Origin of the sequence: uncultured Sphingomonas sp. (genome assembly GCF_964244235.1) — a bacterium.
In the GTDB taxonomy this organism is placed as follows: Bacteria; Pseudomonadota; Alphaproteobacteria; order Sphingomonadales; family Sphingomonadaceae; genus Sphingomonas.
The window spans coordinates 1-25,418 of the sequence record NZ_CAXTII010000036.1 but is presented as its reverse complement, the minus strand read 5'-3'; the positions used below and the strand labels follow the sequence as shown (position 1 = coordinate 25,418).

Below are 25,418 nucleotides of genomic sequence, written 5' to 3'. Positions count from 1 at the left end.
TTCCGAACGTGTCGGAAGAAGCGCTGAAGAACCTCGACGAAGCCGGCATCGTCTACATCGGCGCGGAAGTGGTCGCTGGCGACATCCTCGTCGGCAAGATCACGCCGAAGGGCGAAAGCCCGATGACGCCGGAGGAGAAGCTGCTCCGCGCGATCTTCGGCGAAAAGGCGTCGGACGTGCGCGACACGTCGCTGCGCCTGCCGCCGGGCGTCGCCGGGACGGTCGTCGACGTGCGCGTCTTCAACCGTCACGGCATCGACAAGGACGAGCGTGCGATGGCGATCGAGCGCGAGGAGATCGAACGGCTGAAGAAGGATTCGGACGACGAGCGGTCGATCCTGAACCGTGCGACCTGGTCGCGTCTTCGCGAGATGCTGCTCGACCAGACCGCCACTGCGGTGCCCAAGGGCCTGAAGAAAGGTGCGGTCATCGACATGGACCTGCTCGACAGCGTCGACCGCCACGAATGGTGGAAGTTCGCAGTCGCCGACGACAAGGTCCAGAGCGATCTGGAAGCAGTGAAGCAGCAGTACGACGATGCGGCCAAGCTGATCACCGACAAGTTCCACGATCGGCGCGAGAAGCTGGAGCGTGGCGACGAGCTGCCGCCGGGCGTGCTGAAGATGGTCAAGGTGTTCGTCGCGGTGAAGCGCAAGCTGCAGCCGGGCGACAAGATGGCCGGCCGTCACGGCAACAAGGGCGTGATCTCGCGCATCCTGCCAGCGGAGGACATGCCGTTCCTCGCCGACGGGACGCCGGTCGATCTGGTGCTCAACCCGCTCGGCGTGCCGTCGCGGATGAATGTCGGGCAGATCTTCGAGACGCATCTGGGCTGGGCCGCACGCGGTCTGGGCCAGCAGATCGCGCAGCAGCTGGAGGACTGGCGCGACGCCAATCCGAACGCCAAGGCAGGCGCAATGCCCGATGCGGTGAAGGCGCGGCTGAAGACGGTGTACGGCGATAACTATCTTGCCGAGATCGACGCGCGTAGCGGCGACGAGATCGTCGAATTGGCGGAGAACCTGAAGGCCGGCGTGCCGATGGGAACTCCGGTGTTCGACGGCGCACGTGAAAGCGACGTTGCTGAGATGCTGGAACTGGCGGGTCTCGATCCGTCGGGCCAGTCGGACCTGTTCGACGGGCGTACCGGCGACATGTTCGACCGCAAGGTGACGGTGGGCATCATCTACATGCTGAAGCTACACCATCTGGTCGACGACAAGATCCACGCGCGGTCGATCGGGCCCTATTCGCTCGTCACCCAGCAGCCGCTGGGCGGCAAGGCGCAGTTCGGCGGGCAGCGGTTCGGCGAGATGGAGGTGTGGGCGCTGCAGGCCTACGGTGCCGCCTATACCTTGCAGGAGATGCTGACGGTGAAGTCGGACGACGTGGTCGGGCGCACCAAGGTCTATGAGGCGATCGTCAAGGGCGACGACACGTTCGAGGCCGGCATTCCGGAGAGCTTCAACGTGCTCGTCAAGGAGATGCGCTCGCTGGGTCTGAACGTCGATCTGAAGACCAACGAGGTCGACGAGGACGGCATCGCCATCGCGGCGGAGTGAGCCTTCTTCTCCCTCTCCCTGTGGGAGAGGGAGGGAGGCGCGCAGCGCCGGAAGGGTGAGGACAGAACAACTGTCCTGCCCTCACCTTCCCACCGGCTGACGCCGGCGGGCCCCTTCCTCTCCCGCAGGGAGAGGAGTTTAGAATTTACAAGGACAGCTCATGAACGAGATGACCCCCTTCGCGAACCCCGTCGTCAAGCCGGAGACGTTCGACCAGATCCAGATCGGCATCGCGAGCCCGGACAAGATCCGCTCGTGGAGCTTCGGCGAGATCAAGAAGCCCGAGACCATCAACTATCGCACGTTCAAGCCCGAGCGTGACGGCCTGTTCTGTGCGCGCATCTTCGGTCCGATCAAGGATTACGAGTGCCTGTGCGGCAAGTACAAGCGCATGAAGTACAAGGGCATCGTCTGCGAGAAGTGCGGCGTCGAGGTCACCGTCTCGAAGGTCCGCCGCGAGCGGATGGGCCATATCGAGCTCGCCGCGCCCGTCGCGCACATCTGGTTCCTGAAGTCGCTGCCGAGCCGCATCGGCCTGCTGCTCGACATGCAGCTGAAGCAGCTCGAGCGCGTGCTGTATTTCGAGGCGTATATCGTCATCGAACCCGGCCTGACCCCCCTGGAGAAGTTCGCGCTCCTCACCGAAGACGAATTGCTCGACGCGCAGGACGAATATGGCGAGGACGCGTTCTCGGCTGGCATCGGTGCGGAAGCAGTACGGATCATGCTCGAGTCGCTCGATCTCGAGGGTGAGCGCACGCAGTTGCTCGAAGAGCTGGCGACGACCAAGTCGGAGCTGAAGCCAAAGAAGATCATCAAGCGGCTGAAGGTCGTCGAGAGCTTCATCGATTCGGGCAACCGCCCCGAGTGGATGATCCTGGAAGTCGTGCCGGTCATCCCGCCCGAACTGCGCCCGCTGGTGCCGCTGGACGGCGGCCGTTTCGCCACGTCGGACCTGAACGACCTGTACCGCCGCGTCATCAACCGCAACAACCGTCTCAAGCGCCTGATGGAGCTGCGCGCGCCGGACATCATCGTCCGCAACGAGAAGCGCATGTTGCAGGAGGCGGTCGACGCGCTGTTCGACAACGGCCGCCGCGGCCGCACGATCACGGGTGCCAACAAGCGTCCGCTGAAGTCGCTGTCCGATATGCTCAAGGGCAAGCAGGGCCGTTTCCGCCAGAATCTGCTCGGCAAGCGCGTCGACTATTCGGGTCGGTCGGTCATCGTGACGGGGCCGGAACTGAAGCTGCACCAGTGCGGCCTGCCGAAGAAGATGGCGCTCGAGCTGTTCAAGCCGTTCATCTACGCCCGCCTCGACGCCAAGGGTCTGTCGATGACCCTGAAGCAGGCGAAGAAGTGGGTCGAGAAGGAGCGCAAGGAAGTCTGGGACATCCTGGACGAGGTGATCCGCGAGCATCCCGTGATGCTCAACCGTGCGCCGACGCTCCACCGTCTCGGCATCCAGGCGTTCGAGCCGGTGCTGATCGAGGGCAAGGCGATCCAGCTTCACCCGCTCGTCTGCTCGGCGTTCAACGCGGACTTCGACGGCGATCAGATGGCCGTCCACGTCCCGCTGTCGCTCGAGGCACAGCTGGAAGCGCGCGTGCTGATGATGTCGACCAACAACATCCTCAGCCCCGCCAACGGCAAGCCGATCATCGTGCCGTCGCAGGACATGGTGCTGGGGCTCTATTATCTGTCGATGCTGAAGGAAGGCGAGCCTGGCGAGGGCATGCTGATTTCCGACATGGCGGAGGTGCATCAGGCGCTCCATGCAGGTGCGGTAACGCTTCACACGAAGATCATCAGCCGCGTTCCGCAGACCGACGAGGCGGGCAAGCCCTACCTCAAGCGCTACGAGACCACGCCCGGCCGCATGCTGCTGGGCGAGTGCCTGCCACAATCGTCGAAGGTGCCGTTCGATACCGTCAACCGCCTCCTCACCAAGAAGGACGTGGGCGACGTGATCGACGAGGTCTATCGCCACACCGGCCAGAAGGAGACCGTACTGTTCGCCGACGCGATCATGTCGCTGGGTTTCAAGCACGCGTTCAAGGCGGGCATCTCGTTCGGCAAGGACGACATGATCATCGCGCCGGACAAGGACAAGCTGGTCGACGAAACGCGCGACCAGGTGAAGGATTACGAGCAGCAGTACCAGGACGGCCTGATCACGCAGCAGGAGAAGTACAACAAGGTGATCGACGCCTGGAGCCGTTGCGGCGACCAGGTCGCGAATTCGATGATGAACGAGATCAAGGCGGTGAAGAAGCTCCCCAACGGGCGCGAGGCACCGATCAACTCGATCTACATGATGGCGCACTCCGGTGCCCGTGGTTCGCAGGCGCAGATCAAGCAGCTCGCCGGCATGCGCGGGCTGATGGCCAAGCCGTCGGGCGAGATCATCGAGACGCCGATCATCTCGAACTTCAAGGAAGGCCTGACCGTCCTCGAATATTTCAACTCCACCCACGGCGCGCGCAAGGGCCTCGCGGATACGGCGTTGAAGACGGCGAACTCGGGCTATCTGACGCGGCGACTTGTCGACGTCTCGCAGGACTGCACGATCGTCGAGCAGGATTGCGGCACCGACCGCGCGCTGGAGATGAAGGCGATCGTCCAGGGCGGCAGTACCATCGCGTCGCTCGGCGAGCGGATCCTCGGTCGCACGACCGCGGAGCCGATCGTCGATCCGAAAACCAACGCGACCGTCATCAAGACGGGGACGTTGCTGGACGAACCGATGATCCTTCAGATCGAGGCGCTGGGTACGCAGGCAGTCAAGATTCGTTCGCCTTTGGTCTGCGAGAGCAAGATCGGTGTGTGCGGCAAGTGCTACGGGCGCGATCTCGCCCGTGGTACGCCGGTGAATATCGGCGAAGCGGTCGGCGTCATCGCGGCGCAGTCTATCGGTGAACCCGGCACGCAGCTGACGATGCGCACCTTCCACATCGGCGGTGCGGCGCAGCTGAACGAGCAGTCGAACCTGGAAGCCCCCGTGGACGGCAAGGTCGAGTTCCGCGACCTGCGGATCATCGTCGATCAGCGTGGTCGCCGCGTGGTGCTCAGCCGTTCGGGCGAGATCGCGATCGTCGACATGGATGGCCGCGAACTCTCGACGCACCGCATCCCCTACGGTGCGTATGTGCTGTTCGAGGACGGGCACATCCTGACCAAGGGCGATCGGATGGCGGAATGGGATCCCTTCACCATGCCCGTGATCACGGAAAACCCGGGCACGGTGAAGTTCGTCGACCTGATCGAGGGCAAGACGCTCACCGAGCAGACCGACGAAGCCACCGGCATCGCCCAGCGAGTCGTGATCGAATATCGCACCTCGACCAAGTCGAAGGAGGATCTGCGTCCGCGCCTGACCCTGCTCGATGATGCGAGTGGCGAGGCCGGTCGCTACATGCTGGCTGCAGGTGCGACGTTGTCGGTCGAGGACGGGGCGCATGTGTCGGGCGGCGACGTGCTGGCGCGTGTATCGCGTGAAGCCGCCAAGACGCGCGATATCACCGGCGGTCTGCCACGGGTGGCCGAGCTGTTCGAGGCGCGCAAGCCCAAGGAGAACGCGATCATCGCCAAGGTCTCGGGTCGCGTGGTGTTCGGCAAGGATTACAAGGCGAAGCGCAAGATCGGCATCCAGCCCGAGGATGGTGGCGAGGTCGTCGAGTATCTGGTGCCGAAGTCGAAGGTGATCGATGTCCAGGAAGGCGATTACGTCAAGCGCGGCGACAACCTGATCGGCGGCTCGCCCGATCCGCACGACATCCTCGAGGTGTTGGGGATCGAGCCGCTCGCCGAATATCTCGTGAGCGAAATCCAGGAGGTCTATCGTCTGCAGGGCGTGAAGATCAACGACAAGCACATCGAGACGATCGTCCGCCAGATGCTGCAGAAGGTCGAGATCACCGACGGCGGCGACACCACGCTGCTGGCCGGCGAGCAGGTCGATCGCGAGGAAATGGACGCGATCAACGAGAAGCTCGACAAGAAGCAGGCCAAGGCGGTCGGCAAGCCCGTCCTGCTCGGCATCACCAAGGCGTCGCTGCAGACCCGCAGCTTCATCTCGGCGGCGTCGTTCCAGGAAACCACCCGCGTCCTCACCGAGGCGGCGGTCCAGGGCAAGCAGGACACGCTGATGGGTCTGAAGGAGAACGTCATCGTCGGCCGGCTGATCCCGGCGGGCACGGGCGCCGGCATGAACCGCCTGCGCGTGGCGGCCACCAGCCGCGACGTGGCGCTGCGTGCGCAGCAGCGTGCGCTGGCGGCGGTCATCGTGGCCCCGATCTCGGCGGCGGAAGAGCATGCCGCGGAGCTGGCACGTTCGCCGCGGGATGAGGCGGGCACCGGCAGCGATCCGCTGGCCGAGGTGGTGACCTCGGGCACCGGGACGGATGCCGATGCGGGCGAGTATCTGAACGACTGATCGTTCGGTTGCTCGTGGTGGAATGAGGAACCGCCGTCCGGGATGCCGGGCGGCGGTTCTGTTTTACGGGATGGTCGGAACGGTGGGCGTCCGCCCATTCGGTCTGACGCTGATGATAGTCGTCGCCGCAACCTTAGCAGCGACAGCCTTTCCGTCCACAATGAGGGGCGCAATCACCTTCTTTCCAACGGGAAAGGCCATGCACGGATCGACCGTCGTGTTGGCGGCGAGCGTCAGCTTACATTGAAGAACGGCACCTTGTGGATCGACGTTGATGGCCACCGTTGCCGTGACCATGTTCATCGAATTACCCCACATACCAAAAGGCGTTGCCATATCATCGGCAACAGTCGGCGTCGGCAACACCCACCGGGTTCGCTGCGTAAAGGTGCTAGCCATGGGCTGACCTTTTCGATCGAGCGCAGGGGAAAAACGTGCATTCTTCATAGCCGAGGCGCAGGTCTGCGCGTCGAGATCGGAAAACGTGCTGCTTTCGACAATCCTGCAGGCAGTGATCGCGCCCGTCGGCGAGACGTCCAGCGAGAATCTCACGGCTCCCTCCTGTTGCGCGCGGATTGCCGCCGGAGGGTAGTCATCGGAAGAGAACCACGTGCCGGGTGGTGAAAGTGGCCGCGGCCCGGACCCGACGGGTGTATCTGTTGCCGCCAGCAGCACGAACAACGCAACAATCATCACGGTCCCCCTTCAAACCTGCGAACGTAGCGGGAGATCAAATCATTTGCACCCACCCGACCGTCAGTTTTTTCTTGCTATCTGCTCAATCCACCGCCCGTCAGGTCCGGTTCATCGCGCCGGTGGTTACAAAAGCGTCATGCTGCACCGCGGCGGATTGCTTTCCACCCCCGGCCGCTGCTACACCAATGATATAGTATAACATGGATGGTGGAAATCGCATGCGTCTTGCCGGTTCGATGATGGTCAGTGTCCTTGCCCTGATGGCGACCCCCGCGATGGCGCAGGAGACCCCCGCCGCCCCACCTTCCCCCGGCAATGCGACCACGCCCGGCGCGCCCGATACCGCGCCGTCGACCGGCAAGGACATCGTCGTCACCGCGCGCCGGCTCGACGACGCGCGTGCGCACATCCAGCCGAGCCTCGGCGCGACGAGCTACACCGTCACCAACGCGACGATCCAGGCGCTGCCCGGCGGCGACGACCAGCAGTTCAACCAGATCATCCTGCAATTGCCCGGCGTCGTGCAGGACGGCTTCGGGCAGTTCCACGTCCGCGACGATCACAACGGGCTGCAATACCGGATCAACGGCACCGTCCTGCCTGATGGGCTCGCGGTGTTCGGCCAGACGCTGAGCCCGCGACTGATCGAAAAGTTCTCGCTGCTGACCGGCGCGTTGCCCGCGCAATACGGGCTGCGCAGCGCCGGAATCATCGACATCACGACCAAGTCGGGGTTCGACAATGGCGGCAGCATCTCGATCTATGGCGGCAGCCACGGCACGATCGAGCCGAGCTTCTCGCTGGGCGGATCGACCGGGGCGACCAACTATTTCGTGTCGGGTGACTTCCGCCACGATGCGTTGGGGATCGAGAGCGTGGACGGGAGATCGAACCCGATCCACGACAAGACGGACCAGTATCAGGGCTTCCTCTATGTCGATCACATCCTCAACGAGAGCAACCGCGCCTCGCTGGTCGGCGGCTATTCGAACCAGTCGTTCCAGATCCCCAACCCCGGCGGGCAGCATCCGACCGCGGGCTATCACGTCGGCGGGGTGACCGATTTCCTGAGCGACGACCTGAACGAGCGCCAGATCGAACAGACCGGGTTCGTCCAGGTATCGTTGCTCCACGACGCCGAGCCGCTGACGATCCAGGGATCGCTATTCGCGCGCTATTCCTCGCTCCGCTACCGGCCCGACATCGTCGGCGAATTATTGTTCAACGGCCAGGCGCAGGAGGCGTTCAAGCAGGACTTCACGGTCGGCGTCCAGGCGGACGCGGTCTATCATGCGGGCAAGGCGCATATGCTGCGCGGCGGGTTGCTGGTGACGCGCGACCGCAGCGTCGGCACGACGTCGACCAGCGTCTTTCCAGTGGACGACGCCGGCGCGCAGATCGGCCAGCCGATCATCATTCCCGATAACAGCCGCAAGACCGCAATGAGCTACAGCGTCTATCTGCAGGACGAATGGTCGTTCGCCCCCACGCTGACGCTGAATTACGGCGGCCGCTTCGATGTGTTCGACGGATACCGCGACGAGAAGCAATTCTCTCCCCGCGCGAACCTCGTGTGGCAGCCCGACGACAAATTGACCGCGCACATCGGCTATGCGCGCTATTTCGTCCCGCCGCCGTTCGAGCTGGTCGGCAACAGCAGCATCGCCAAGTTCATCATGCCGCTCACCAGCGCCGCCCCACAAGTGACGGACAACACCACGCCGTTCGCGGAGCGGCAGAATTACTATGACGTCGGCTTCCAGTACAAGCTGAGCCGCTATTTCACCTACGGCGTCGACGCCTACTACCGGCAATCGGTGAACCTGATCGACGAGGGCCAGTTCGGCGCGCCGATCATCCTGACGCCGTTCAACTACGCCAATGGGCGGATCGGCGGCGTCGAGGCCAACGCGAGCTACACGCGCGGCGGATGGCTGGTCTACGCCAATTTCGCCGCGGCGAAGGCGAAGGGCAGCGACATCGTGTCGAGCCAGTTCAGCTTCGACCCCGGCGACCTGGCGTACATCGCCAATCGCTACATCTATCTCGACCACGACCAGACCTTCACCGGCTCGGCGGGTGTTTCCTATGCGTTCAAGCATGGGCTGCTGGCGGATACCAAGCTGGGCGGCAGCATGATCTACGGCTCCGGCCTGCGCGCCGACGGGGCGGTCCCGAACGGCGCGAAGCTGGACGGCTATGCGCAGTTCAACCTGACCGCGAGCCACCGCTTCGCGAAGCCGGGACTGACCGTGCGGTTCGACGTCATCAATGTCGGCGACCATGTATATGAGATCCGCGACGGATCGGGGGTCGGCGTCGGTGCCCCGCAATTCGGGCCCCGGCGGGGGTTTTTCGTCGGGTTGAGCAAGGCCTTTGGGGCGGGGTCCGCGGACGTGAGCTAACCGCCCTATCACGGGAGGGTGGTCAGATCACCCGCTTCGGCACGTCCGACATCGTCCGAACCAGCGTCTCAAATCGCCCCCCCTCGATCCGGATTTCGTTGAAGGCCGGCGGGGTTTTGCGCGTGCGTTTCGACAGGGTTCCAGCCCCGATCATGCGAACGACCTTCCCGCCGCGTTCTACCGCGACGTCGAACGGATCGTGGACATGTCCGGATAGCACCGCAGCCGCCCCGGCGTTCGCCAGCGCGGTCATCGCGATATCGCCGCCGTGCGTTCGCGCGGTGCCGGTCGTCCCGCTTTCGATCAGCGGATGGTGCGCCGCGACGAAGATCAGATTGGCCGCCGGCACGTCGGCGATCAGCGCCAATGTCGCATCAAGCGCGGACCGGCTGACCCGCCCCTTCGACCAGTCCAACCGCCACTGCGCGCGCGCGATCGTCTTGAGGGGTACGATCGTGACCCCGGGCAGATCGAGCGGCCGCTCGATCATCCGCTCGACCGCGGCATAGCGCTGATAGGGCGATAGCAATCGCCGGAACGGGTCCCAATAATAGGGAATGTCATGATTGCCGACCTCCAACGTCACCGGCACGCCGAGCGAGGTCAGCCATTCGCCGCCCAAACGGAATTCGCGCCTGGTTGCCCGCATCGTCAGATCGCCGGTCATGACGACGGCGTCGGGCCGTTCCGCTGCTACCCGCGCGGAGAACCAGGCGATCGCCGCCGGGTCCTCCGCACCGAAATGCGCGTCGCTGACATGGAACAATCGAATCAAGGCAGATCGGCCAGCACGCGCGGCTCGTGCATCGGGCAGTCTTCTGCTAACAGCGCAGGCTCAGTCACGCCCTGTCCCCTTGACGTTCCGGCTTGTCTAAACGACGCCCCTCCGCTAAACCGCCGCTTAGATAGGTCGTTCCATTTTATCACAAACGACACAGCGAAGCTTGCAAATTGCCGATTGCAGTCGGAACTTGACGAAGCGGCACGCGCTATGCTGCAACGCACAAGTTGTTGGAGCCTGCCGATGTCCCCGTCCCCCGCAAGCACGCTGCTGCTCGAAGCGATCGCGCTGAAGAAATGCGTCGAGGCCACATACAACCGCATGGTCGTAAAGCTCGCACCACATATCTTGTATACGCGTCACGACGAGCTTTTCCTGGACGCAGTGACGCTCGAGCGCGATGGCCAGCCGCCGAAGGAGAAGAAGATCGGCACGTTTAAGCTGACCGGTCTTCAAGCACTCGGCTTTGCGGGCAAGCCATTCGATCCGGAACCGATATTCAATCCGTCGGCGGAGAAATATCGCGGCGTGACATTGTTCGCCGTCGAGGCTTAGCGGTTGTCAGTCCGCCACCACCGGCCCGCTCGCCGGGGCCGGGCGGCGCGTGAACCATACCACGACGATCAGCATCGCGCATAGCAAGGAAGACAGCGCGAACAGGTCGGTCGATGCGAGAAGATAGGCCTGCCCGACCATCTGCCGGCTGGTCGCGCCCGCGGCCTGCGTTGCGCTCATTCCCATGCGCTCCAAAAGAGTACCGGCATAGGGCGGGGGAACGAGGTAGCTGGCCGGGAATCGCGCGACCTGAGGGTTCACGTCGGCGGTCAGTTGCGGCCCGGTCGCCGACCGCTGTACCGAGAGCATCGCCTGTGCCTGCCCGACACGCGCCAGCCCGACATCGAGTGAGGGGTTGCCCGCCAGCGAGTCCGCGACGATCCGGTCGAGTTGCGGATCACCGAACGCATGCCGCCAATCCGCCGCGATCGCCGGTGCAATCGGCGCAGCCGCCAGCCCGAGCGACTCGCCGCCGGCCTGTCGTACCTGCGGATGCGACGCGGGGATGGCGCACCCCGCGAGCGACATTGCGGCGGCCACCGGCCACAGGGTCAAACGCATGTCTGATCCCCCGTTTCGATCCGCTGGCGGAGGCGATGCAAGTCGGCGATCAGCCGGTCGACTTCTTTCGTGTCCAATCCGCCAGCCATGCGTTCCACCGCCGCGTGACACCCTGACGACAGCGTTCCGCGACAGCGGTGCCTGCCTCGGTCAATCTGAGGAAGACGATTCGGCGATCGTCCGCGCTCCGCGTTCGTTCCAGCCAGCCACGGCTTTCCAGCGTTCGATCAGCCGGGTCGTCGCACCGGTGTCGTGGCAAAGCTCACGTGCAAGCGCCACGCAGGTATCGGCGTAGCCCCTCCACAGCAGCACCATCGCCGACCATTGGATATACGTCGTGCCTTCCGCAGCAAAGATCGGCTCCAGCGCCAGCACCGAACTTTGAAACACCCGCTTCGACAGGAATCCGAGCGAGGTATCGGGTACGAACGAGTCGGCAGAATAGAACGGCATTGCTTGCATTGGCAATCATTGCCGCGCAATCAATACGCGTTGCGATCCTCAGATTCCTGCGTACCAGGCATAGTCGGCGACATCCTCCCAATAGCCGCCCTTGCCTAGACCGAACCCCGCCAGGCTGTCCGCCACCTCGATCCGCATGACGTATTTAGCCTGTTTGTATCCAAGCTGCGTCTCCACCCGCAGCCGCAGCGGCGCGCCGTGCCCGACGGTCAGCCGCTGCCCGTTCATGGCCCATGCGAGGATCGTCTGCGGGTGGAACGCGTCGATCAGATCGATGCTCTCGTAATAATTGGCCATCCCGAGCGCATCGGCACAGTGGAACACGACATAGCGCGCCGCGGGCAGCAGCCCGGCATCGCGCAGCAGGCCACCGAGCGGCACGCCTGTCCACTGGCCGATTGCACTCCATCCCTCGACGCAATCATGTCGCGTGATCTGCGTCCGATGCGGCAGTTTCACGATTTGATCGAGCGTCAGAGACGCGGGACGGCGGACCAGACCATCAACCTGCAGCGCGTAGTCGCGGAAATCATTCGCTGCGAGGGTGATATAGTCCGGGTTTTGCGGACTGGAGGTGCCGTTGGTCCGGAACACCGGCGACATTTCGGAAACGCTGAATTCGCGCGCGAGCGATCCGCGTGTCCCGGTCGCTTGCGCAAAGCGCCGCGTCAGCGTCTCCGTACCCAGGAAGAACGACCGTGCCGCTGGCGTCGCCGCGATCTTGTCGCAGCCCGACACCAGCAGTCCGCCGCCCGCGACGCCAAGCGAGCCGATGAGGCCACGGCGGCTGACGATCCGGCTCATGCACCCTTTCCCTTCGCCGGCGGAATCCGGAACCAGCCTGTCACGATCGATCGCACTTCGTGGATCGGCCCCGCCAGCAGCACCATCGCGAGGTGCACGAGCGTGAAGCCGACCAGTCCCCAGGCGCACAGAAAATGGATCGACCGCGCCGATTGCCGCCCGCCGAAGACTGGCAGCAGCCAGCCGAAATTGGCATCAAACGTAGGTGCCATCGTGATGCCGGTCAGGATCATCAACGGCAGCATGACGAAAACCACGCTGCCATAAGCGAGCTTTTGCAGGATATTGTATTTCATCGCCGCCTCGCCGGTCGGAAAGCGTAGCCGGGCGTGGTCCTTAACATCACGCAAGATGTTCGAGGCGCGCAGTTCCGCCAGCGTCGGCATCACATCCCGAAGGAGGTGTCGGTTTATCGATCCCGCGATCCAGTAGAACAACGATGCGAAGACGAGCACCCAGGCGAACGACAAATGCCAGCGCCGCGCGCCCGCCAGGCTATAATCCGAAGGGATCGTCGCCCAATAGGGAAAAGCCCAGGTCTGCTGCGTACCATGCCCGTCCTTCCACCGGCCGAGCAATCCGCCGGTCGGGATGTCGACCGGCCCGATCACGATATGCCCACCCGCCGCGGTCGGCCCGATCTGCAGCCAGGCATGATCGAAATTCGCGCCGTAACTGCCCCAATAGAGCCGCGGGTGCGCGTTGAAGATCATCAGGCCGCTCATCAACATGATGGTCAGCGTCACGACGTTGACCCAGTGCCACACGCGCGTCGTGACCCGGTGGCGATAGACCCAATGCCGGGGACGATCATCGACCGGCGCAGCTGGCACACGTGCGTCGGTCGAATCGATCGGAGTCATCGTTGCCATTCGATCTCCACTTCGCCACTCGGCGTTCGCATCATAGGGCCAATCGACATCGTTGCCGAGCACCGACGCGCGCATGAAGCCAGCGCCGGATGAAAGATTTTAGAGGACGAAACCAGGGCAAGCGAACATCGACCCTTTCGGACGCTGCACTTTTGGGATGAACGTCGGCAATGGGTCGGCAACAACATGCATGAAGACCATATCTCGATCATCATGCAATCATTAGGAGGGTTTATGCGGTGCACGACATCCCGGCGTGATCCTTTCGCATCGCCACGCATTGGTCTGTACATCAGGGGCATCGCCCGGCGTCCGGAGTCGTCCGACGCCGTCTTAACTGGGGAATGAACGTGGCGGATATCGAGTCTCGTATCGAACGCGAGCGCAAGGCGGACGGTCACGACGTGATGGGCGACGAGATTGCCCCCGGCGCCCCGGACGCCCCTCTGTCCGGGCGTACCGTGTCCGAACAGACCGCGCCCCGAACCGGCAGGGATACCGCCGTCGTCGTCGAGGAACGACCTTCGCGCTTCCGGCAATTGCGTTTGCCATTGCTGCTTGCCGCGCCGATCGTCGTGGTCGTCGGGGCCTTGCTGTTCTACCTGCACGGCGGTCGGTACGAAGCCACCGACAATGCGTATCTGCAATCCGGCCTGGTATCGGTTAGTCCCAACGTCGCCGGCCGGGTGACCATGGTCGAGGTGCACGACAACCAGCACGTGACCAAGGGTCAGGTCCTGTTCCGGATCGACCCGGCACCGTATCAGGCGGCGGTCGACGAGGCCGCTGCCCAGCTCGCGTCCGCCAAGACGCAAATCGGCGCGCTCCGCGCCAATTACGCACAAGGTGCCTCCGAAATCGCGACTGCGCGCACCCGCGTCGTGTTCGCCGAACGCGAGGCCGCGCGGCAGAAGCAATTGGTCGCGGAGGGTATTTCAAGCCAGGCGCAATATGACCAGGCGCAGCTCACCGCGCAGACCGCGCGCCATGCGATCCAGACGTCGAACCAGCAGAACGCCGGCGTCCAGGCGCAATTGTCGGGCAATATCGATGCGCCGCTGGCGCAGCAGCCCGGCGTACGTGCAGCACAGGCATCGCTTGGCCGTGCGCAGCTGAACCTGGGCTACACCGTCGTGCGTGCGGCGCAGGAAGGGATCGTCGCGAAGGTCGATCAGCTGCAGGTCGGCGATTACGTCATGGCCGCACGGCCGGTCTTCAGCCTGGCGGGCACGCACTTGTGGGTCGAGGCGAATTTCAAGGAAAACCAGTTGCGCTACATGCGTATCGGCCAGCCGGCGACGATCAAGATCGACGCCTTCCCCGAACTGAACCTGACCGCGAGACTGGCGAGCTTCAGCCCCGGCACAGGCAACAGCTTCTCGATCCTGCCGCCGGAAAATGCGACCGGCAATTGGGTCAAGGTCGTGCAGCGGCTTCCCGTGGAATTCGAACTCGATCGAATTCCGGCGGACGTGCCGTTGCATGCCGGGTTGAGCGTCGAGGTCACTACCGATACGGGGCATGCACGTCGTTTGTTCGGCAACGACGTTCCCCCGACCACCGGACCTGCACCGATCGTCCGCCGGTGAGAGCCGTTCCGTGACCGAGCCGGCGGCAGCGCAATATCCCGATCCGGTCACGCGCCGCTTCATCACCGCGGCGGTGATGGCGGCGACCGTGATGAACTCGCTTGATTCGACGATCGCGAACGTCGCGCTGCCGCATATGCAAGGCAGCGTCGCGGCATCGGCGGATCAGATCACCTGGGTGCTGACATCCTATATCGTCGCCGCGGCGATCTGTACGCCGTTGACCGGCTGGTTCGCCGGGCGGTTCGGGCGCCGACGGCTGATGCTGTATTCGATCGTCGGCTTCACAATCGCCAGCGGCCTGTGCGGCGTCGCGACCTCGCTTGGCGAACTGGTCGGCTTCCGGCTGTTGCAGGGCGTGTTCGGCGCGGCGCTGGTGCCGATGAGCCAGGCGATCCTGCTGGACATCAACCCGCCCGAAAACCATGGACCCGCCATGTCGATCTGGGCAATGGGCGCGATCCTGGGGCCGATCGTGGGGCCCGCGCTCGGCGGCTGGCTGACCGACAATTATAACTGGCGGTGGGTGTTCTTCATCAACCTGCCGATCGGCATGCTGGCGTTCACCGGGCTGTACTTTTTTCTGTCCGAAACGAAGTCCGCGGCGCGAATGAGGCTCGATCTGTTCGGTTTCGCGATGCTCAGCCTCGCCATCGCATCGTTGCAGTTGATGCTTGACCGCGGGCAGCAACTCGACTGGTACTCCTCGACCGAAATCATGGTCGAGACGGTCGGGGCGCTATTGTTCTTCTATCTGTTCATCGTCCACACGCTGACCGCCAAACAACCCTTTATCGACTTGGCCTTGTTCAAGGACCGCAACTTCGTCGCCGCGGCGGTCTTCGGTTTCTTCCTGGGGGTGCTGTTGTTCGCGGTCCTCGCGCTGTTGCCGCCGATGCTGGAGGAATTGATGGGATATCCGGTCGTCCTGACCGGCCTGGTCACGGCCCCGCGCGGAGTGGGTACGATCATCTCGACCGTCATCGTGGGGCGCGTGATCCGAAAGGTCGATCCACGAATTCTGCTCGGGTGCGGTATTGCATTGGCGGCGTATTCGACGCGGGAGATGAGCGGCTTTTCGCTCGGCATGGACGAAAGCCTGATCGTGACGACAGGGTTCGTCCAGGGACTGGGCACCGGGCTGATCTTCGTGCCGCTGGCGACGGTTGCGTTCGCGACGCTCGACATGCGGTTCCGCAACGAGGGCGCTGCGATGTTCACGCTGATCCGCAATATCGGCTCGGCGATCGGTATCTCGGTGCTCCAGTTCATGACGGTGCGCAACGCCGCGACGGTGCATTCGCGGCTGGTCGAAGGGCTGCGCCCCGATAGCGGCGCATTCAATGCGGCCATGCCGGATTTCGATTTCGGCGCGATCGGGTCGCTCGCGCGGTTGAATGCCGAGGTGTCGCGACAGGCCGCGATGGTGTCCTATATCGACGCCTTTTATGCGTTGTTCGTCGTCACGCTGTTCATCGCGCCTCTGATCCTGTTGATGCGCCCGCCCAGGCGGGGCGTACAGGCCCCCAACGTACACATGGACTGATGTCATGACCCGCCTGCCCCGCCCCTTCGCCGCGATGACGATCGCCGCTCTGCTCGTCGGCTGTACCGTCGGCCCCTATTTCCAGCGCCCAGCAGCGCCCGGCGATACCGGCTATCTGGCACCGGCCGAGATTCGTTACGCCACCGGCGGCCCGGTCGCGGCGACCGGCGAAGGCCCGACGCTTCGCTGGTGGACCGCTTTCGGATCGCCCGCGCTCGATGCATTGGTGGACCAGGCGATTGCGCGCAACCGGACCCTTGCCGCCAGCAACGCCACGCTCGCTGCGTCGCGCGAACAGATCGCGGCGATCCGCGGACGGCAACTGCCGCAGATCGATGCGACCGCGCGGGTCGAGCATGAAACGGTCAACCTGTCCGCGTTCGGCTTTCCCGGCACCAACCCCGAATTCAACCTGTATTCGGTCGGCGGCGGTATCTCCTACGATCTGGACCTGTTCGGCGGCGCCCGCCGCCGGGTCGAACAGGCCGCCGCGCAGGCAGAAACGCAATTGCGCCAGACCCAGGCTGCGCATCTGGCCGTCGCCGGACAGGTCGTCAACCAGGCCCTGACGATCGCGGCGATCCGTGCGCAGATCGCGACCGCCGATGCGCTGCTGGCAGATGATCGCCGCAACGTCGAACTGACGCAGAGGCGGAAGGAGGGCGGCGAGGGCACCCTGGTCGAGGTGCTGACCGCGCAGAGCCAGTTCGAGGCCGATCGCGCCGAAATCCCGCAGCTGTCGCAGCAACTGGCGGAAGCGCGCCACTTGCTGGCGACCCTCGTCGGGCTGTCACCGGCCAATCTCGGTCAGGCGGATTTCGATTTCGCGCAGCTTTCGCTGCCAGCGCAGATCCCGGTCACGCTGCCGTCGTCGCTGGTCCACAAACGACCCGATATCCTGCAGGCGGAGGCGTCGTTCCACGCTGCGACCGCCGCGGTCGGCATCGCGACCGCGCAACTCTATCCCGACATCACGCTTGGCGCGACGGCAACGCAGGGCGCGCCCAATATCGGCGACATCGTCAGTTCCGCCTTTCGCGGATACGACATTTTCGGCGGACTGAGTGCGCCGATCTTCCATGGCGGGACGCTGAAGGCGGAACGCCGCGCCGCGGTCGACCGCGCTACAGCAGCCGAGGCGACGTATCAGCAGACCGTCCTCGACGCCTTCCGCCAGGTCGCCGATCTGCTCCAGTCGATCGACAGCGATCAGCGGTCGGTCGCGAACCAGCGCGAGTCGGTACAAGTCGCTCAGCGATCGCTGGGATTGTCGCGGCGCAGCTTCCAGGTGGGCAATACCGGCATCCTGCAAATTCTCGACGCCGAACGCCTGTATCAGCGCGCTTCGGCAAATCTGGTCGATGCACAGGCGCGTCAGTTCCTGAACGTCGCGCGGCTGTACGTCGCGACCGCCGGGGGCTGGACGGGTAACGCCGTGCAACCGACCAGCGAGACGGTATCGACGATCCATTAACCGCGTGCATTTCCACCTGCCCTTGTCGCTGAACCCGCGCGCGTATCTGCGCCCGCGGCGGCGCAGGATCGCGTCGGTAAATGCCGAGGTGCGCGATGGCATCGTTCCCGCAGCGGCGCGTGTTGCGGAAACGTCCGATCACAATGAACAGGAGGCGGCGACCGCCAGTTATCGCACCGTCGCGCTCATCATCGCGACGGCGATGTTCATGGAAAATCTGGATGCGACCGTTCTTGCTACCGCGTTGCCGACGATGGCGCGGGACTTCGGGGTACGTGCGCCGGAGATGAGCGTCGCACTGACATCGTATCTGCTGGCGCTCGCGGTCTTCACACCGGGCTCGGGCACGGTCGCCGACCGGTACGGCGCAAAGCGTGTGTTCCGGGCGGCGATCGGCGTGTTCATGCTCGGCTCGCTCGCCTGCGGCCTCGCCCCCACCCTGCCGCTGATGGTCGCGGCGCGGTTCGCGCAGGGGATTGGCGGAGCGATGATGATGCCGGTCGGGCGGCTCGTGCTGCTGCGATCGGTGGCGAAGCGCGACATGGTGTCGGCGATGTCGTGGCTCATCATGCCCGCGCTGGTCGGGCCGATCCTCGGGCCGCCGGTCGGCGGGTTGATCGTCACCTATCTCGATTGGCGCTGGATCTTCTGGCTCAACCTACCGATCGGAGCGGCGGGCATCCTGTTGGTCGGCCGGTTCATTGCCGACATCCGCGAAACGGCCACCCATCCGTTCGACGCGATCGGTTTCGTTTTGTCGGGCCTGTCGCTCGGCGGATTGCTGGCCGGGTTCGAAATGGCGAGCCGTACCGGCGACGCTCGATTGACGATCGCGCTGATCGCGGGCGGGCTTGCATTCGGGATCGCCTATCTGCGTCACGCACGATCCGTCACGCGTCCGATCCTCGACGTGACGCTGATGCACGTACCGACGTTTCGCCTTTCCGTGCTGGGTGGATCGCTCGCGCGGATCACTCAGGGCGCGCAGCCCTTTCTGCTGCCGCTCATGATGCAGCTCGCCTTCGGCCTGTCCGCCGCGCAGAGCGGGCTGATGACGGTAGCGACGGCGATCGGATCGTTCGGAATGAAGGGGGTCGCGCGCAGAATTCTCCATCGCCACGGCTTTCGTGACAGCCTGAGCGTCATGGGACTGCTGGGCACCGGCGCGTTTGCGGTGTGCGGCGTTTTCCGTCCCGAATGGCCACTGACCGCAGTATTCTCCGTATTGGTCGTGTCGGGATTCCTGATGTCGTTCCAGTTCACGGCGTACAACACCATCGCCTATGATGAGATCGACAAGACCAGGATGAGCGCGGCGACGAGTTTCTATTCCACCTTCCAGCAATTGATGCTGTCGCTCGGCATCTGCACGGGTGCCACCGCACTTCACGTGTCGATGGTCGCCGGCGGTCGCGCCACCCCGGCCTTCGCCGATTTTTCCGCGGCGTTCTGGACCGTTACCGCGATTTCCGCCTGCGCGATCGTCGTCAATCGCGCGTTCGACCGCGATGCGGGTGCGGAGATGAGCGGACGGTGATGCGCGTACGGCTGATCCCTCTCTTCGCGTTGCTCCTGGCCGTCGCGCCGGTTCCGAAGGACGTGATCCGGGTCAGGCTCGTGACCTCCGCTGGACCGATCGTCCTGGCACTCGACGCCCGCCATGCGCCGCTGACCACTGCAAACTTCCTTGCGTATGTCGATGATGGACGTTTCGAGGGCACCTATTTTTACCGCGCGTCCCGCCGCAAGGCGCAGCCGACGCTAGGCCTGATCGAAGGCGGCGTCGGGATGGACGCGCGACGCAAGCTCGCCCCCGTCAAGCTGGAGCCGACCGACCGGACCGGGCTGCACCATCTGAACGGCACGGTATCGATGGCGCATGGCCCCGATCCCGATTCCGCGAACGGCAATTTTTCGATCATGGTCGGCGACACGCCTTCGCTCGACGCGCACCGGACCGACCGCGGGTTCGCGGCATTCGGGCGCGTCGTGTCGGGCATGGACGTGGTCCGCCGAATCCTCGCACTGCCCAGCGGCGGCGGCGGCGACGTTATGCGCGGCGAGATCATCCTGAAGCCGGTGACGATCCTGCGGGCCGAGCGGCTGGATGGGACCTCGCATCCGACCGGGCATGTAAAGCCGTGGCTGCTCGGGTTGCCGAGTAGCTGAACGGTCCGCGCCGCGACCAAGCCACATCGTCGATCATCGCTGCCGCGATGCCGGGCAGGCCTTCGCCGAGACGCGTTTAAAGTGCCGCGAAAACGGGAGCGGGTGAAGGGAACACGCCACAGCCGTAAGTGGCTTTCGGCAAAGGTCTGATCTCCTCGCCCTTTTGATACATCCCCTATTGAGCCGGCGACGTGTCGGTATCCGGATACTTCACCCCTAACTGTTCGAGATAGGACCCGTATCTCGCCGGGTCGTAATAATATTTCTCCATCGCCGGACGCAGACGGGTCATCACCTCTTCGTTGCGATGGATCGCAGGCTGGTCCGTGGGCGCAAGTACCGGATCGTAGGTCTGGGCCTTCTGCTGCACGTCGGTGAAATAGGCCTTGGCATCGGAGACCAGCTTCGGCGTCTTCATGAGATCGAGCACCGTCATCGCCACCGCCTTGGCGCCGACGATGACGCCTTTGTGCGCGATCGGCGTCGCCATTGCCATCGCGGCGGTCGCGTGATGGAAGATGACGTTAGGGATGTTGGACGGGTAACCGATCGTGATCGTCGGCACCGCCCACATGACATCACCGATGTCGTCCGACGCGCCGAAGCCGATCTTGCCGCGCGTCTCCGGTGTCGAGAGCGGTCCGACGACCGTCGGCAAAGGTTTCAACTTGAAGCCGTTGGCGACTTGCACCGCCTTGGCGAAGGCCTGATCGTCGGCCGACCAGGCGGGCATGCCGACCGCCTTGATATTGACATAAGCCGCTTCCGCCAGCGGCTTGTTGGCGAAGTTCGGCGCGGCATAGCCGAGGATCTGCCGCGTCACCGTGGTACCCGTCGCCTGCGCGGCAGCCTCCGAAATCTCGTTGCCGGTATCGTACAACGTCCGCACTGCCGCGAAATCGTGATCGCGAAAATAATACCAGACCGCCGCCTTGTCGGGTACGACATTGGGCTGGCCACCGCCGTTTGTGATGACGTCGTGCGAGCGCTGGCTGACCGGCAAATGCTCGCGCCGGAAATTCCAGGCGACGTCCATGATCTCGGCGGCGTCCAGCGCACTGCGTCCCTCCCACGGCATCGCCGCGGCGTGCGCGGTCTTGCCGTGGAAGGTGTATTCGACCGATACCATCCCGTTCATCCCGAGATCGCCATAGCCCGTGCCGAAATCGGTGTTGACGTGCGCGAAGATGCAGGCGTCGATACCCTTGAACAGCCCGGCGCGCACGTAAAAGGCCTTGGTGCCCAGCAGTTCCTCGGCGACGCCGGGCCACAGCATCAGCCGGCCAGGAATGTGGTTCTTCTCCATGACTTGCTTGACTGCGATCGCCGCAGCAACGATCAGCGGCATACCCGAATTATGACCTTCGCCGTGCCCAGGCGCACCCGCGATCATTGGCTTAATCGTCGGCACGCCCGGAGTCTGCGACACGCCGAGCAGATCGTCGATGTCGCTGCCCAACGCGATCAGTGGCCCGCCCGTTCCCCAGGTGGCGGTAAAAGCTGTAGGGATGCCGGCAACGCCCCGCATCACGGTGAAGCCGTTCTTTTCAAGGATCGTAGCCAGATAGTCCGACGTGCGCACCTCTTGAAATCCGGGTTCGGCATAGCTGAACACTTGGTCGACCATGACCTGAATCTGCTTGGTCTGGGCATCGACATCCGCCGCTGCCTCGGCCTTCAGCGTCTGGCTGGCGGAAGCGTGCGCGGCGATCGGCTGCAACAGCGTCGTGAGCATCGCGGCGGCGAGCACGGGTTTGATCTTGCGCATTGCAATTCCTTTCACGATCGAACCGGTCATTGCGGCGTCAGTGTCGGATATTTGATCCCGAGCTGGTCGAGATAAGTCGGGTATTTGGCAGGGTCATAATAATATTTCTCCATCGCTGGCCGCAGTTCCTTCATCGTCTTGGCATTGAGCCAGATCGCCGGCTTGTCGGCGGGCGTGATGATCGGATCGTAGTGATCGGTCTTCTGCTGCACATCGGTGAAATAGATTTTGGCATCAGCGATCAGTTTCGGCGTCGTCATCAAATCCAGCACGGTCATGGCCAGCGCCTTCGCGCCAACGACGACGCCCTTGTGGGCGATCGGCGTGGCCATCGCCATCGCCGAGGTAACGTTGTGACCGATCATGTTGGGGATGTTCGAGGGATAGCGCATCGTGATCGTCGGCACCGTCCACATGATATCGCCGATATCGTCCGATCCGCCGCCCTGCGATGCCGGCCTGCTCTCCGGCGTGGAGAGCGGTGAGACGGTGTCGTGTAGCGGCTCGACCTTGCGCTTGTTGGTTTCCTGCACGGCCTTGGCGAACGCCTGGTCGTCGGCGGACCATTTCGGCATGCCGACCGCCTTGATGTTGGCATAGGCCGCTTCCGCCAGCGGCTTGTTCCCGAAATCGGGCGCCGAATAACCGAGCGTCTGCCGGGTGACCGTCGTGCCGGTGGCCTTGGCCGCGGCCTCGGCAATCTCGTTCCCCGTGGTGTAGAGCGATCGCACCGCGCCGAACGTCCGGTCGCGGAAATAATACCAGACTGCGGCCTTGTCCGGCACGACGTTGGGCTGGCCGCCGCCATTGGTAATGACGTAATGCGAGCGCTGCGTGACGGGCAAGTGCTCGCGCCGGAAGTTCCAGGCGGTGTCCATGATCTCCACTGCGTCCAGCGCACTACGTCCATCCCAGGGATCGCCGGCGGCATGTGCGGTCCTGCCGTGGAAGGTATATTCCACCGAGACCATGCCGTTCATGCCGAGTTCGCCATAGGCCGTCGTGAAATCGTTCGAAACGTGGTTGAAGATGCAGGCGTCGACGTCCTTGAACAGCCCGGCGCGGACATAATAGGCCTTCGTCGCCAGCAATTCCTCGGCGACGCCCGGCCACAGCATGAGCCGGCCGGGAATATGGTTCTTCTCCATCACCGCCTTGACCGCGATCGCCGCGGCGATGACGAGCGGCATGCCCGAATTATGGCCCTCGCCATGCCCCGGCGCGCCCTCGACCAGCGGCTTGACGTTGGGGATGCCGGGAATTTGCGACACGCCGAGCAGATCGTCGATATCACTGCCGAGCGCGATAAGCGGGCCGCCTGTGCCCCAGGTCGCGGTAAAAGCGGTCGGGATGTCGGCAACCCCGCGAGTGACGGTGAAGCCGTTCTTTTCGAGGATGTCCTCCAAATAGGCCGATGTCCGCACCTCCTGGAATCCGGGTTCGGCATAGCTGAACACCTGATCGACCATGACCTGAATTTGCTTGGTCTGCGCCTCCACGCGCGCGGCGGCCTCGGCCTTCAGCGACCTGGGGGCTTCGGCTCCGACGACCGATCCGCACAGTTGCGCCGCGAGAAGGGTGGTGAGCACCGACGTCCGATAATATCCCATCGACAATGTCCTTTGGTTACGCGGCAGCAGATCAGAACTTGAACTTGACGGCGACGCGGAAGACGCGGCCCAGCACATCGTAGAGCGAGCGATTGGTCTGCGCATAGGCGGGCACGTTGTTGCCGTCGGGCCCGTTGCCGATCAGCACCGGATCCTTGTTGAGCAGGTTGTTGACGATGAAGGTGAGGTCTCCGTCATGCCCGGCGGCCTTGATCTTCACGCTGACCGACGCATCGAACAGCGTGCTGCCGGCGATGTTGTTGTCGTTGATCGTGCGATACCGCGTCGTCGAGGTTGGGCAGCCCGTCGAGCATTCGATATAGTCGTTGCCATACACGCCCGAACTGAACCCGCGCGCCACGACGTTGAACGTGACCGGATCGATGTCGTAGAAGGCACTGACGCGGAATACCCAGCTCGGCTCGCTATACGTGCCAGACAAGCTGCCGCCGTTCACGCCGGCATAGTTGATCGGGAAGATGCCGTTGTCGATCACGTTCGAGATGTAGTGAGTGATCGCGCTGTGGATGCTGAACGCACCGGGCAGCTTCGAAGAGATCGCCGAAAGTTCGGTGCGATAGCTCGCCTCTATGTCGAAGCCCTTTTCGCGCTGGCTGGCGAAGTTGAACGGCTGGATCGTGATCGTGCTCAGCGTGCCGCCCGAATAGACGATGTTCGAGCAATAAGCGGTGACCCCCGAATAGCAGAAATCCACGGTGTTCTGCGAAGTGATCGATCCGATCGCATCGGTGATCTTGATATCGTAATAGTCAAACGAGGCGGAGAAGCCCGGAAGGAAGGATGGCGTCAGCACCACACCAGCAGTCCAGGTATTGGCTTTTTCGGGTTTCAGGTTAAGGTTGCCGATGGTGTTTTCGATGAACTGGAACGAACCGGCGCCGACCGGCGAGTTCGCCGGCAGGATGACGCTGTTCGTCCGCGCGGTACCCGCCGCGAACAGCTCTTGGAGATTTGGTGCGCGGATGTCGTGACTATACGTACCGCGGAACCGGATGTCGGGAACGGGCGAATAGGTGGCGCCCACCTTCCACGTCTGCACCCCGCCCGAGGTAGAATAATCGGTATAGCGGCCCGCGGCATTGACGTTCAGCCCCTTCAATAACGGCAGGTCGACTTCGACGAAGCCTTCCTTGACGTTGTATCCGCCCTTGTTGACCAGATAGTTCCCGTACAGCCAGCCGGAGTTGAATTGCGGATCGACATAGCCGTCGATCTGCTCCTTGCGGTATTCGCCGCCGAACGCGATCGCGATCGGGCCGCCGGGCAGACGCAAGAACTGACCGTTGACGCTCACCGCGGCGACGTCCTGTTTGATCGTCTCGTCGCGCTGGGGCTGGGTGCTGCCATAGATATAGGCGAGCGACGCAGCCGACGGGCCGGAAGTGCCCAGCCGGTCGATCGGCACGCAGCCATTGGTCGGATTGGTCAGCGTCGAGCGGCAGACGATCTGGCCGTTGGAGATCACCGCATCCTGCGCGAGCGCCATGCGCGCGGTGTTCCACGTGTTGGTCAGCTGCTCATGCGCCTTGGTAACGCCGTGTTGATAATAGGCGTCCCATTTCCAGTCATTATCGAACAGGCTGAACCGGCCGTTCGCGCCAGCGACGTAGCGGAATACTTCGCGCCGGTTATTGCTGCCCGGCACCGGGAAGCCGGCATTGCTGGTGCCGACGCTGATCGAGCTGTTCGGCGCCAGCTGTGCAGCGATCAGCGGATATTGGGTGACCAGATACGCATTGTCGCTGCGAATCGTCAGCCCCGTGCTCGGCGTCTGCTGGTAGAAGCTCTGCCCATCATACCGGTTATAGGCGAACTGTCCGTAGATCTGGATCGAGTCGGTCAGGTCGAAAGCGGTGCGATCGAACACGCTGATCCGCCGTTCGTTCGGCAACAGCGAATTGGTGCCGACATGACCCGCCAGCGTCGTCGCGGTGTCGCCGCCGATCATCCAGGGGCTCGAAACGGTGTTCGTCGTGCCGAAGTTCAGCTTGCCCGTCACGCCATCGCCGAGGAAATAGGTGCCGCGCAACGGCCCCGCCGTCGTAATCAGTCCGCCCGCGGTATAGGTCGCCGGCCCGAATCCCGAGCCGAAGATGCGCTGCGGCAGG

General features: G+C 63.6%; 18 protein-coding genes and 1 pseudogene. 9 read left to right on the top strand and 10 right to left on the bottom strand.

Annotated elements, in window-relative coordinates:
* A pseudogene (locus ACFE7D_RS07965) lies at positions 1 to 1,562 on the top strand (DNA-directed RNA polymerase subunit beta); the annotation flags it as partial.
* Between the two features lie 160 nt (positions 1,563 to 1,722).
* Positions 1,723 to 5,997 (top strand): DNA-directed RNA polymerase subunit beta', encoded by a 4,275-nt coding sequence (gene rpoC / locus ACFE7D_RS07960; protein WP_375394890.1) that lies wholly within the window; start codon positions 1,723 to 1,725, stop codon positions 5,995 to 5,997.
* 63 nt (positions 5,998 to 6,060) lie between these two features.
* On the opposite strand, the gene ACFE7D_RS07955 is transcribed toward rpoC, so the two are convergent.
* Positions 6,061 to 6,690, bottom strand: a complete 630-nt coding sequence (locus ACFE7D_RS07955) for an energy transducer TonB (RefSeq protein WP_375394889.1) — start codon at positions 6,688 to 6,690, stop codon at positions 6,061 to 6,063.
* Positions 6,691 to 6,953: 263 nt separating this feature from the next.
* Between ACFE7D_RS07955 and ACFE7D_RS07950 the strand changes: the two genes are divergently transcribed.
* The gene (locus ACFE7D_RS07950; RefSeq protein ID WP_375394888.1) at positions 6,954 to 9,098 is read left to right on the top strand and encodes a TonB-dependent receptor; all 2,145 of its coding nucleotides are present in this window, start codon (positions 6,954 to 6,956) and stop codon (positions 9,096 to 9,098) included.
* A gap of 22 nt (positions 9,099 to 9,120) precedes the next feature.
* Here ACFE7D_RS07950 and ACFE7D_RS07945 read toward each other — a convergent pair whose 3' ends face one another.
* Entirely contained in the window at positions 9,121 to 9,873 is a 753-nt protein-coding gene (locus tag ACFE7D_RS07945; protein WP_375394887.1) for a metallophosphoesterase family protein, read from the bottom strand.
* Positions 9,874 to 10,089: 216 nt separating this feature from the next.
* Between ACFE7D_RS07945 and ACFE7D_RS07940 the strand changes: the two genes are divergently transcribed.
* A complete protein-coding gene (locus ACFE7D_RS07940) occupies positions 10,090 to 10,434 on the top strand; it encodes a hypothetical protein (protein ID WP_375394886.1) in 345 nt (114 codons plus the stop codon).
* A 6-nt stretch (positions 10,435 to 10,440) separates the two neighbouring features.
* On the opposite strand, the gene ACFE7D_RS07935 is transcribed toward ACFE7D_RS07940, so the two are convergent.
* From ACFE7D_RS07935 to ACFE7D_RS07915, 5 genes are read right to left on the bottom strand one after another with little or no spacing between them, the layout of a single operon-like run.
* Positions 10,441 to 10,995, bottom strand: a complete 555-nt coding sequence (locus ACFE7D_RS07935) for a hypothetical protein (protein WP_375394885.1) — start codon at positions 10,993 to 10,995, stop codon at positions 10,441 to 10,443.
* 49 nt (positions 10,996 to 11,044) lie between these two features.
* Entirely contained in the window at positions 11,045 to 11,197 is a 153-nt protein-coding gene (locus ACFE7D_RS07930; RefSeq protein ID WP_375394894.1) for a hypothetical protein, read from the bottom strand.
* The gene (locus ACFE7D_RS07925; RefSeq protein WP_375394895.1) at positions 11,146 to 11,448 is read right to left on the bottom strand and encodes a hypothetical protein; all 303 of its coding nucleotides are present in this window, start codon (positions 11,446 to 11,448) and stop codon (positions 11,146 to 11,148) included. The genes ACFE7D_RS07930 and ACFE7D_RS07925 overlap by 52 nt, the downstream gene beginning before the upstream one ends.
* 48 nt (positions 11,449 to 11,496) lie before the next feature.
* A complete protein-coding gene (locus tag ACFE7D_RS07920) occupies positions 11,497 to 12,261 on the bottom strand; it encodes a molybdopterin-dependent oxidoreductase (protein WP_375394884.1) in 765 nt (254 codons plus the stop codon).
* Positions 12,258 to 13,124: a cytochrome b/b6 domain-containing protein gene (locus ACFE7D_RS07915; RefSeq protein WP_375394883.1), complete on the bottom strand. Its 867-nt coding sequence runs from the start codon at positions 13,122 to 13,124 to the stop codon at positions 12,258 to 12,260. The genes ACFE7D_RS07920 and ACFE7D_RS07915 overlap by 4 nt, the downstream gene beginning before the upstream one ends.
* A gap of 416 nt (positions 13,125 to 13,540) precedes the next feature.
* Here ACFE7D_RS07915 and ACFE7D_RS07910 point away from each other — a divergent pair, with 416 nt between their 5' ends.
* The 5 genes from ACFE7D_RS07910 to ACFE7D_RS07890 are packed head-to-tail and all read left to right on the top strand — an operon-like array spanning position 13,541 to position 19,911.
* Positions 13,541 to 14,722 (top strand): HlyD family secretion protein, encoded by a 1,182-nt coding sequence (locus tag ACFE7D_RS07910; protein WP_375394893.1) that lies wholly within the window; start codon positions 13,541 to 13,543, stop codon positions 14,720 to 14,722.
* Positions 14,723 to 14,732: 10 nt separating this feature from the next.
* Positions 14,733 to 16,268 carry a DHA2 family efflux MFS transporter permease subunit gene (locus ACFE7D_RS07905; RefSeq protein WP_375394882.1) on the top strand — a complete coding sequence of 512 codons (1,536 nt, stop codon included), beginning with the start codon at positions 14,733 to 14,735 and terminating at the stop codon, positions 16,266 to 16,268.
* A 4-nt stretch (positions 16,269 to 16,272) separates the two neighbouring features.
* On the top strand, positions 16,273 to 17,742 hold the full coding sequence (locus ACFE7D_RS07900) for an efflux transporter outer membrane subunit (RefSeq protein WP_375394881.1): 1,470 nt from the start codon (positions 16,273 to 16,275) through the stop codon (positions 17,740 to 17,742).
* A gap of 46 nt (positions 17,743 to 17,788) precedes the next feature.
* A complete protein-coding gene (locus ACFE7D_RS07895) occupies positions 17,789 to 19,279 on the top strand; it encodes an MFS transporter (protein ID WP_375394892.1) in 1,491 nt (496 codons plus the stop codon).
* Entirely contained in the window at positions 19,279 to 19,911 is a 633-nt protein-coding gene (locus ACFE7D_RS07890) for a peptidylprolyl isomerase (RefSeq protein ID WP_375394891.1), read from the top strand. The genes ACFE7D_RS07895 and ACFE7D_RS07890 overlap by 1 nt, the downstream gene beginning before the upstream one ends.
* Positions 19,912 to 20,086: 175 nt before the next feature.
* Here the strand turns inward: ACFE7D_RS07890 and ACFE7D_RS07885 are convergent, their stop codons facing one another.
* The 3 genes from ACFE7D_RS07885 to ACFE7D_RS07875 form a co-directional block, all read right to left on the bottom strand.
* The gene (locus ACFE7D_RS07885) at positions 20,087 to 21,679 is read right to left on the bottom strand and encodes an amidohydrolase (protein WP_375394880.1); all 1,593 of its coding nucleotides are present in this window, start codon (positions 21,677 to 21,679) and stop codon (positions 20,087 to 20,089) included.
* Positions 21,680 to 21,705: 26 nt separating this feature from the next.
* The gene (locus tag ACFE7D_RS07880) at positions 21,706 to 23,289 is read right to left on the bottom strand and encodes an amidohydrolase (protein ID WP_375394879.1); all 1,584 of its coding nucleotides are present in this window, start codon (positions 23,287 to 23,289) and stop codon (positions 21,706 to 21,708) included.
* A 31-nt stretch (positions 23,290 to 23,320) separates the two neighbouring features.
* Positions 23,321 to 25,418 (bottom strand): TonB-dependent receptor domain-containing protein (locus ACFE7D_RS07875; RefSeq protein WP_375394878.1); only part of this gene is annotated, 2,098 nt, incomplete at its 5' end.

Excerpts from the sequence above, each read along its gene's own strand:
- rpoC (WP_375394890.1), top strand. The coding sequence starts at position 1,723 with ATGAACGAGATGACCCCCTTCGCGAACCCCGTCGTCAAGCCGGAGACG.
- ACFE7D_RS07955 (WP_375394889.1), bottom strand. The coding sequence starts at position 6,690 with ATGATTGTTGCGTTGTTCGTGCTGCTGGCGGCAACAGATACACCCGTC.
- ACFE7D_RS07950 (WP_375394888.1), top strand. The coding sequence starts at position 6,954 with ATGGCGACCCCCGCGATGGCGCAGGAGACCCCCGCCGCCCCACCTTCC.
- ACFE7D_RS07940 (WP_375394886.1), top strand. The coding sequence starts at position 10,090 with ATGCTGCAACGCACAAGTTGTTGGAGCCTGCCGATGTCCCCGTCCCCC.
- ACFE7D_RS07935 (WP_375394885.1), bottom strand. The coding sequence starts at position 10,995 with ATGCGTTTGACCCTGTGGCCGGTGGCCGCCGCAATGTCGCTCGCGGGG.
- ACFE7D_RS07925 (WP_375394895.1), bottom strand. The coding sequence starts at position 11,448 with ATGCCGTTCTATTCTGCCGACTCGTTCGTACCCGATACCTCGCTCGGA.
- ACFE7D_RS07920 (WP_375394884.1), bottom strand. The coding sequence starts at position 12,261 with ATGAGCCGGATCGTCAGCCGCCGTGGCCTCATCGGCTCGCTTGGCGTC.
- ACFE7D_RS07915 (WP_375394883.1), bottom strand. The coding sequence starts at position 13,124 with ATGACTCCGATCGATTCGACCGACGCACGTGTGCCAGCTGCGCCGGTC.
- ACFE7D_RS07910 (WP_375394893.1), top strand. The coding sequence starts at position 13,541 with ATGGGCGACGAGATTGCCCCCGGCGCCCCGGACGCCCCTCTGTCCGGG.
- ACFE7D_RS07900 (WP_375394881.1), top strand. The coding sequence starts at position 16,273 with ATGACCCGCCTGCCCCGCCCCTTCGCCGCGATGACGATCGCCGCTCTG.
- ACFE7D_RS07890 (WP_375394891.1), top strand. The coding sequence starts at position 19,279 with ATGCGCGTACGGCTGATCCCTCTCTTCGCGTTGCTCCTGGCCGTCGCG.
- ACFE7D_RS07885 (WP_375394880.1), bottom strand. The coding sequence starts at position 21,679 with ATGCGCAAGATCAAACCCGTGCTCGCCGCCGCGATGCTCACGACGCTG.
- ACFE7D_RS07880 (WP_375394879.1), bottom strand. The coding sequence starts at position 23,289 with ATGGGATATTATCGGACGTCGGTGCTCACCACCCTTCTCGCGGCGCAA.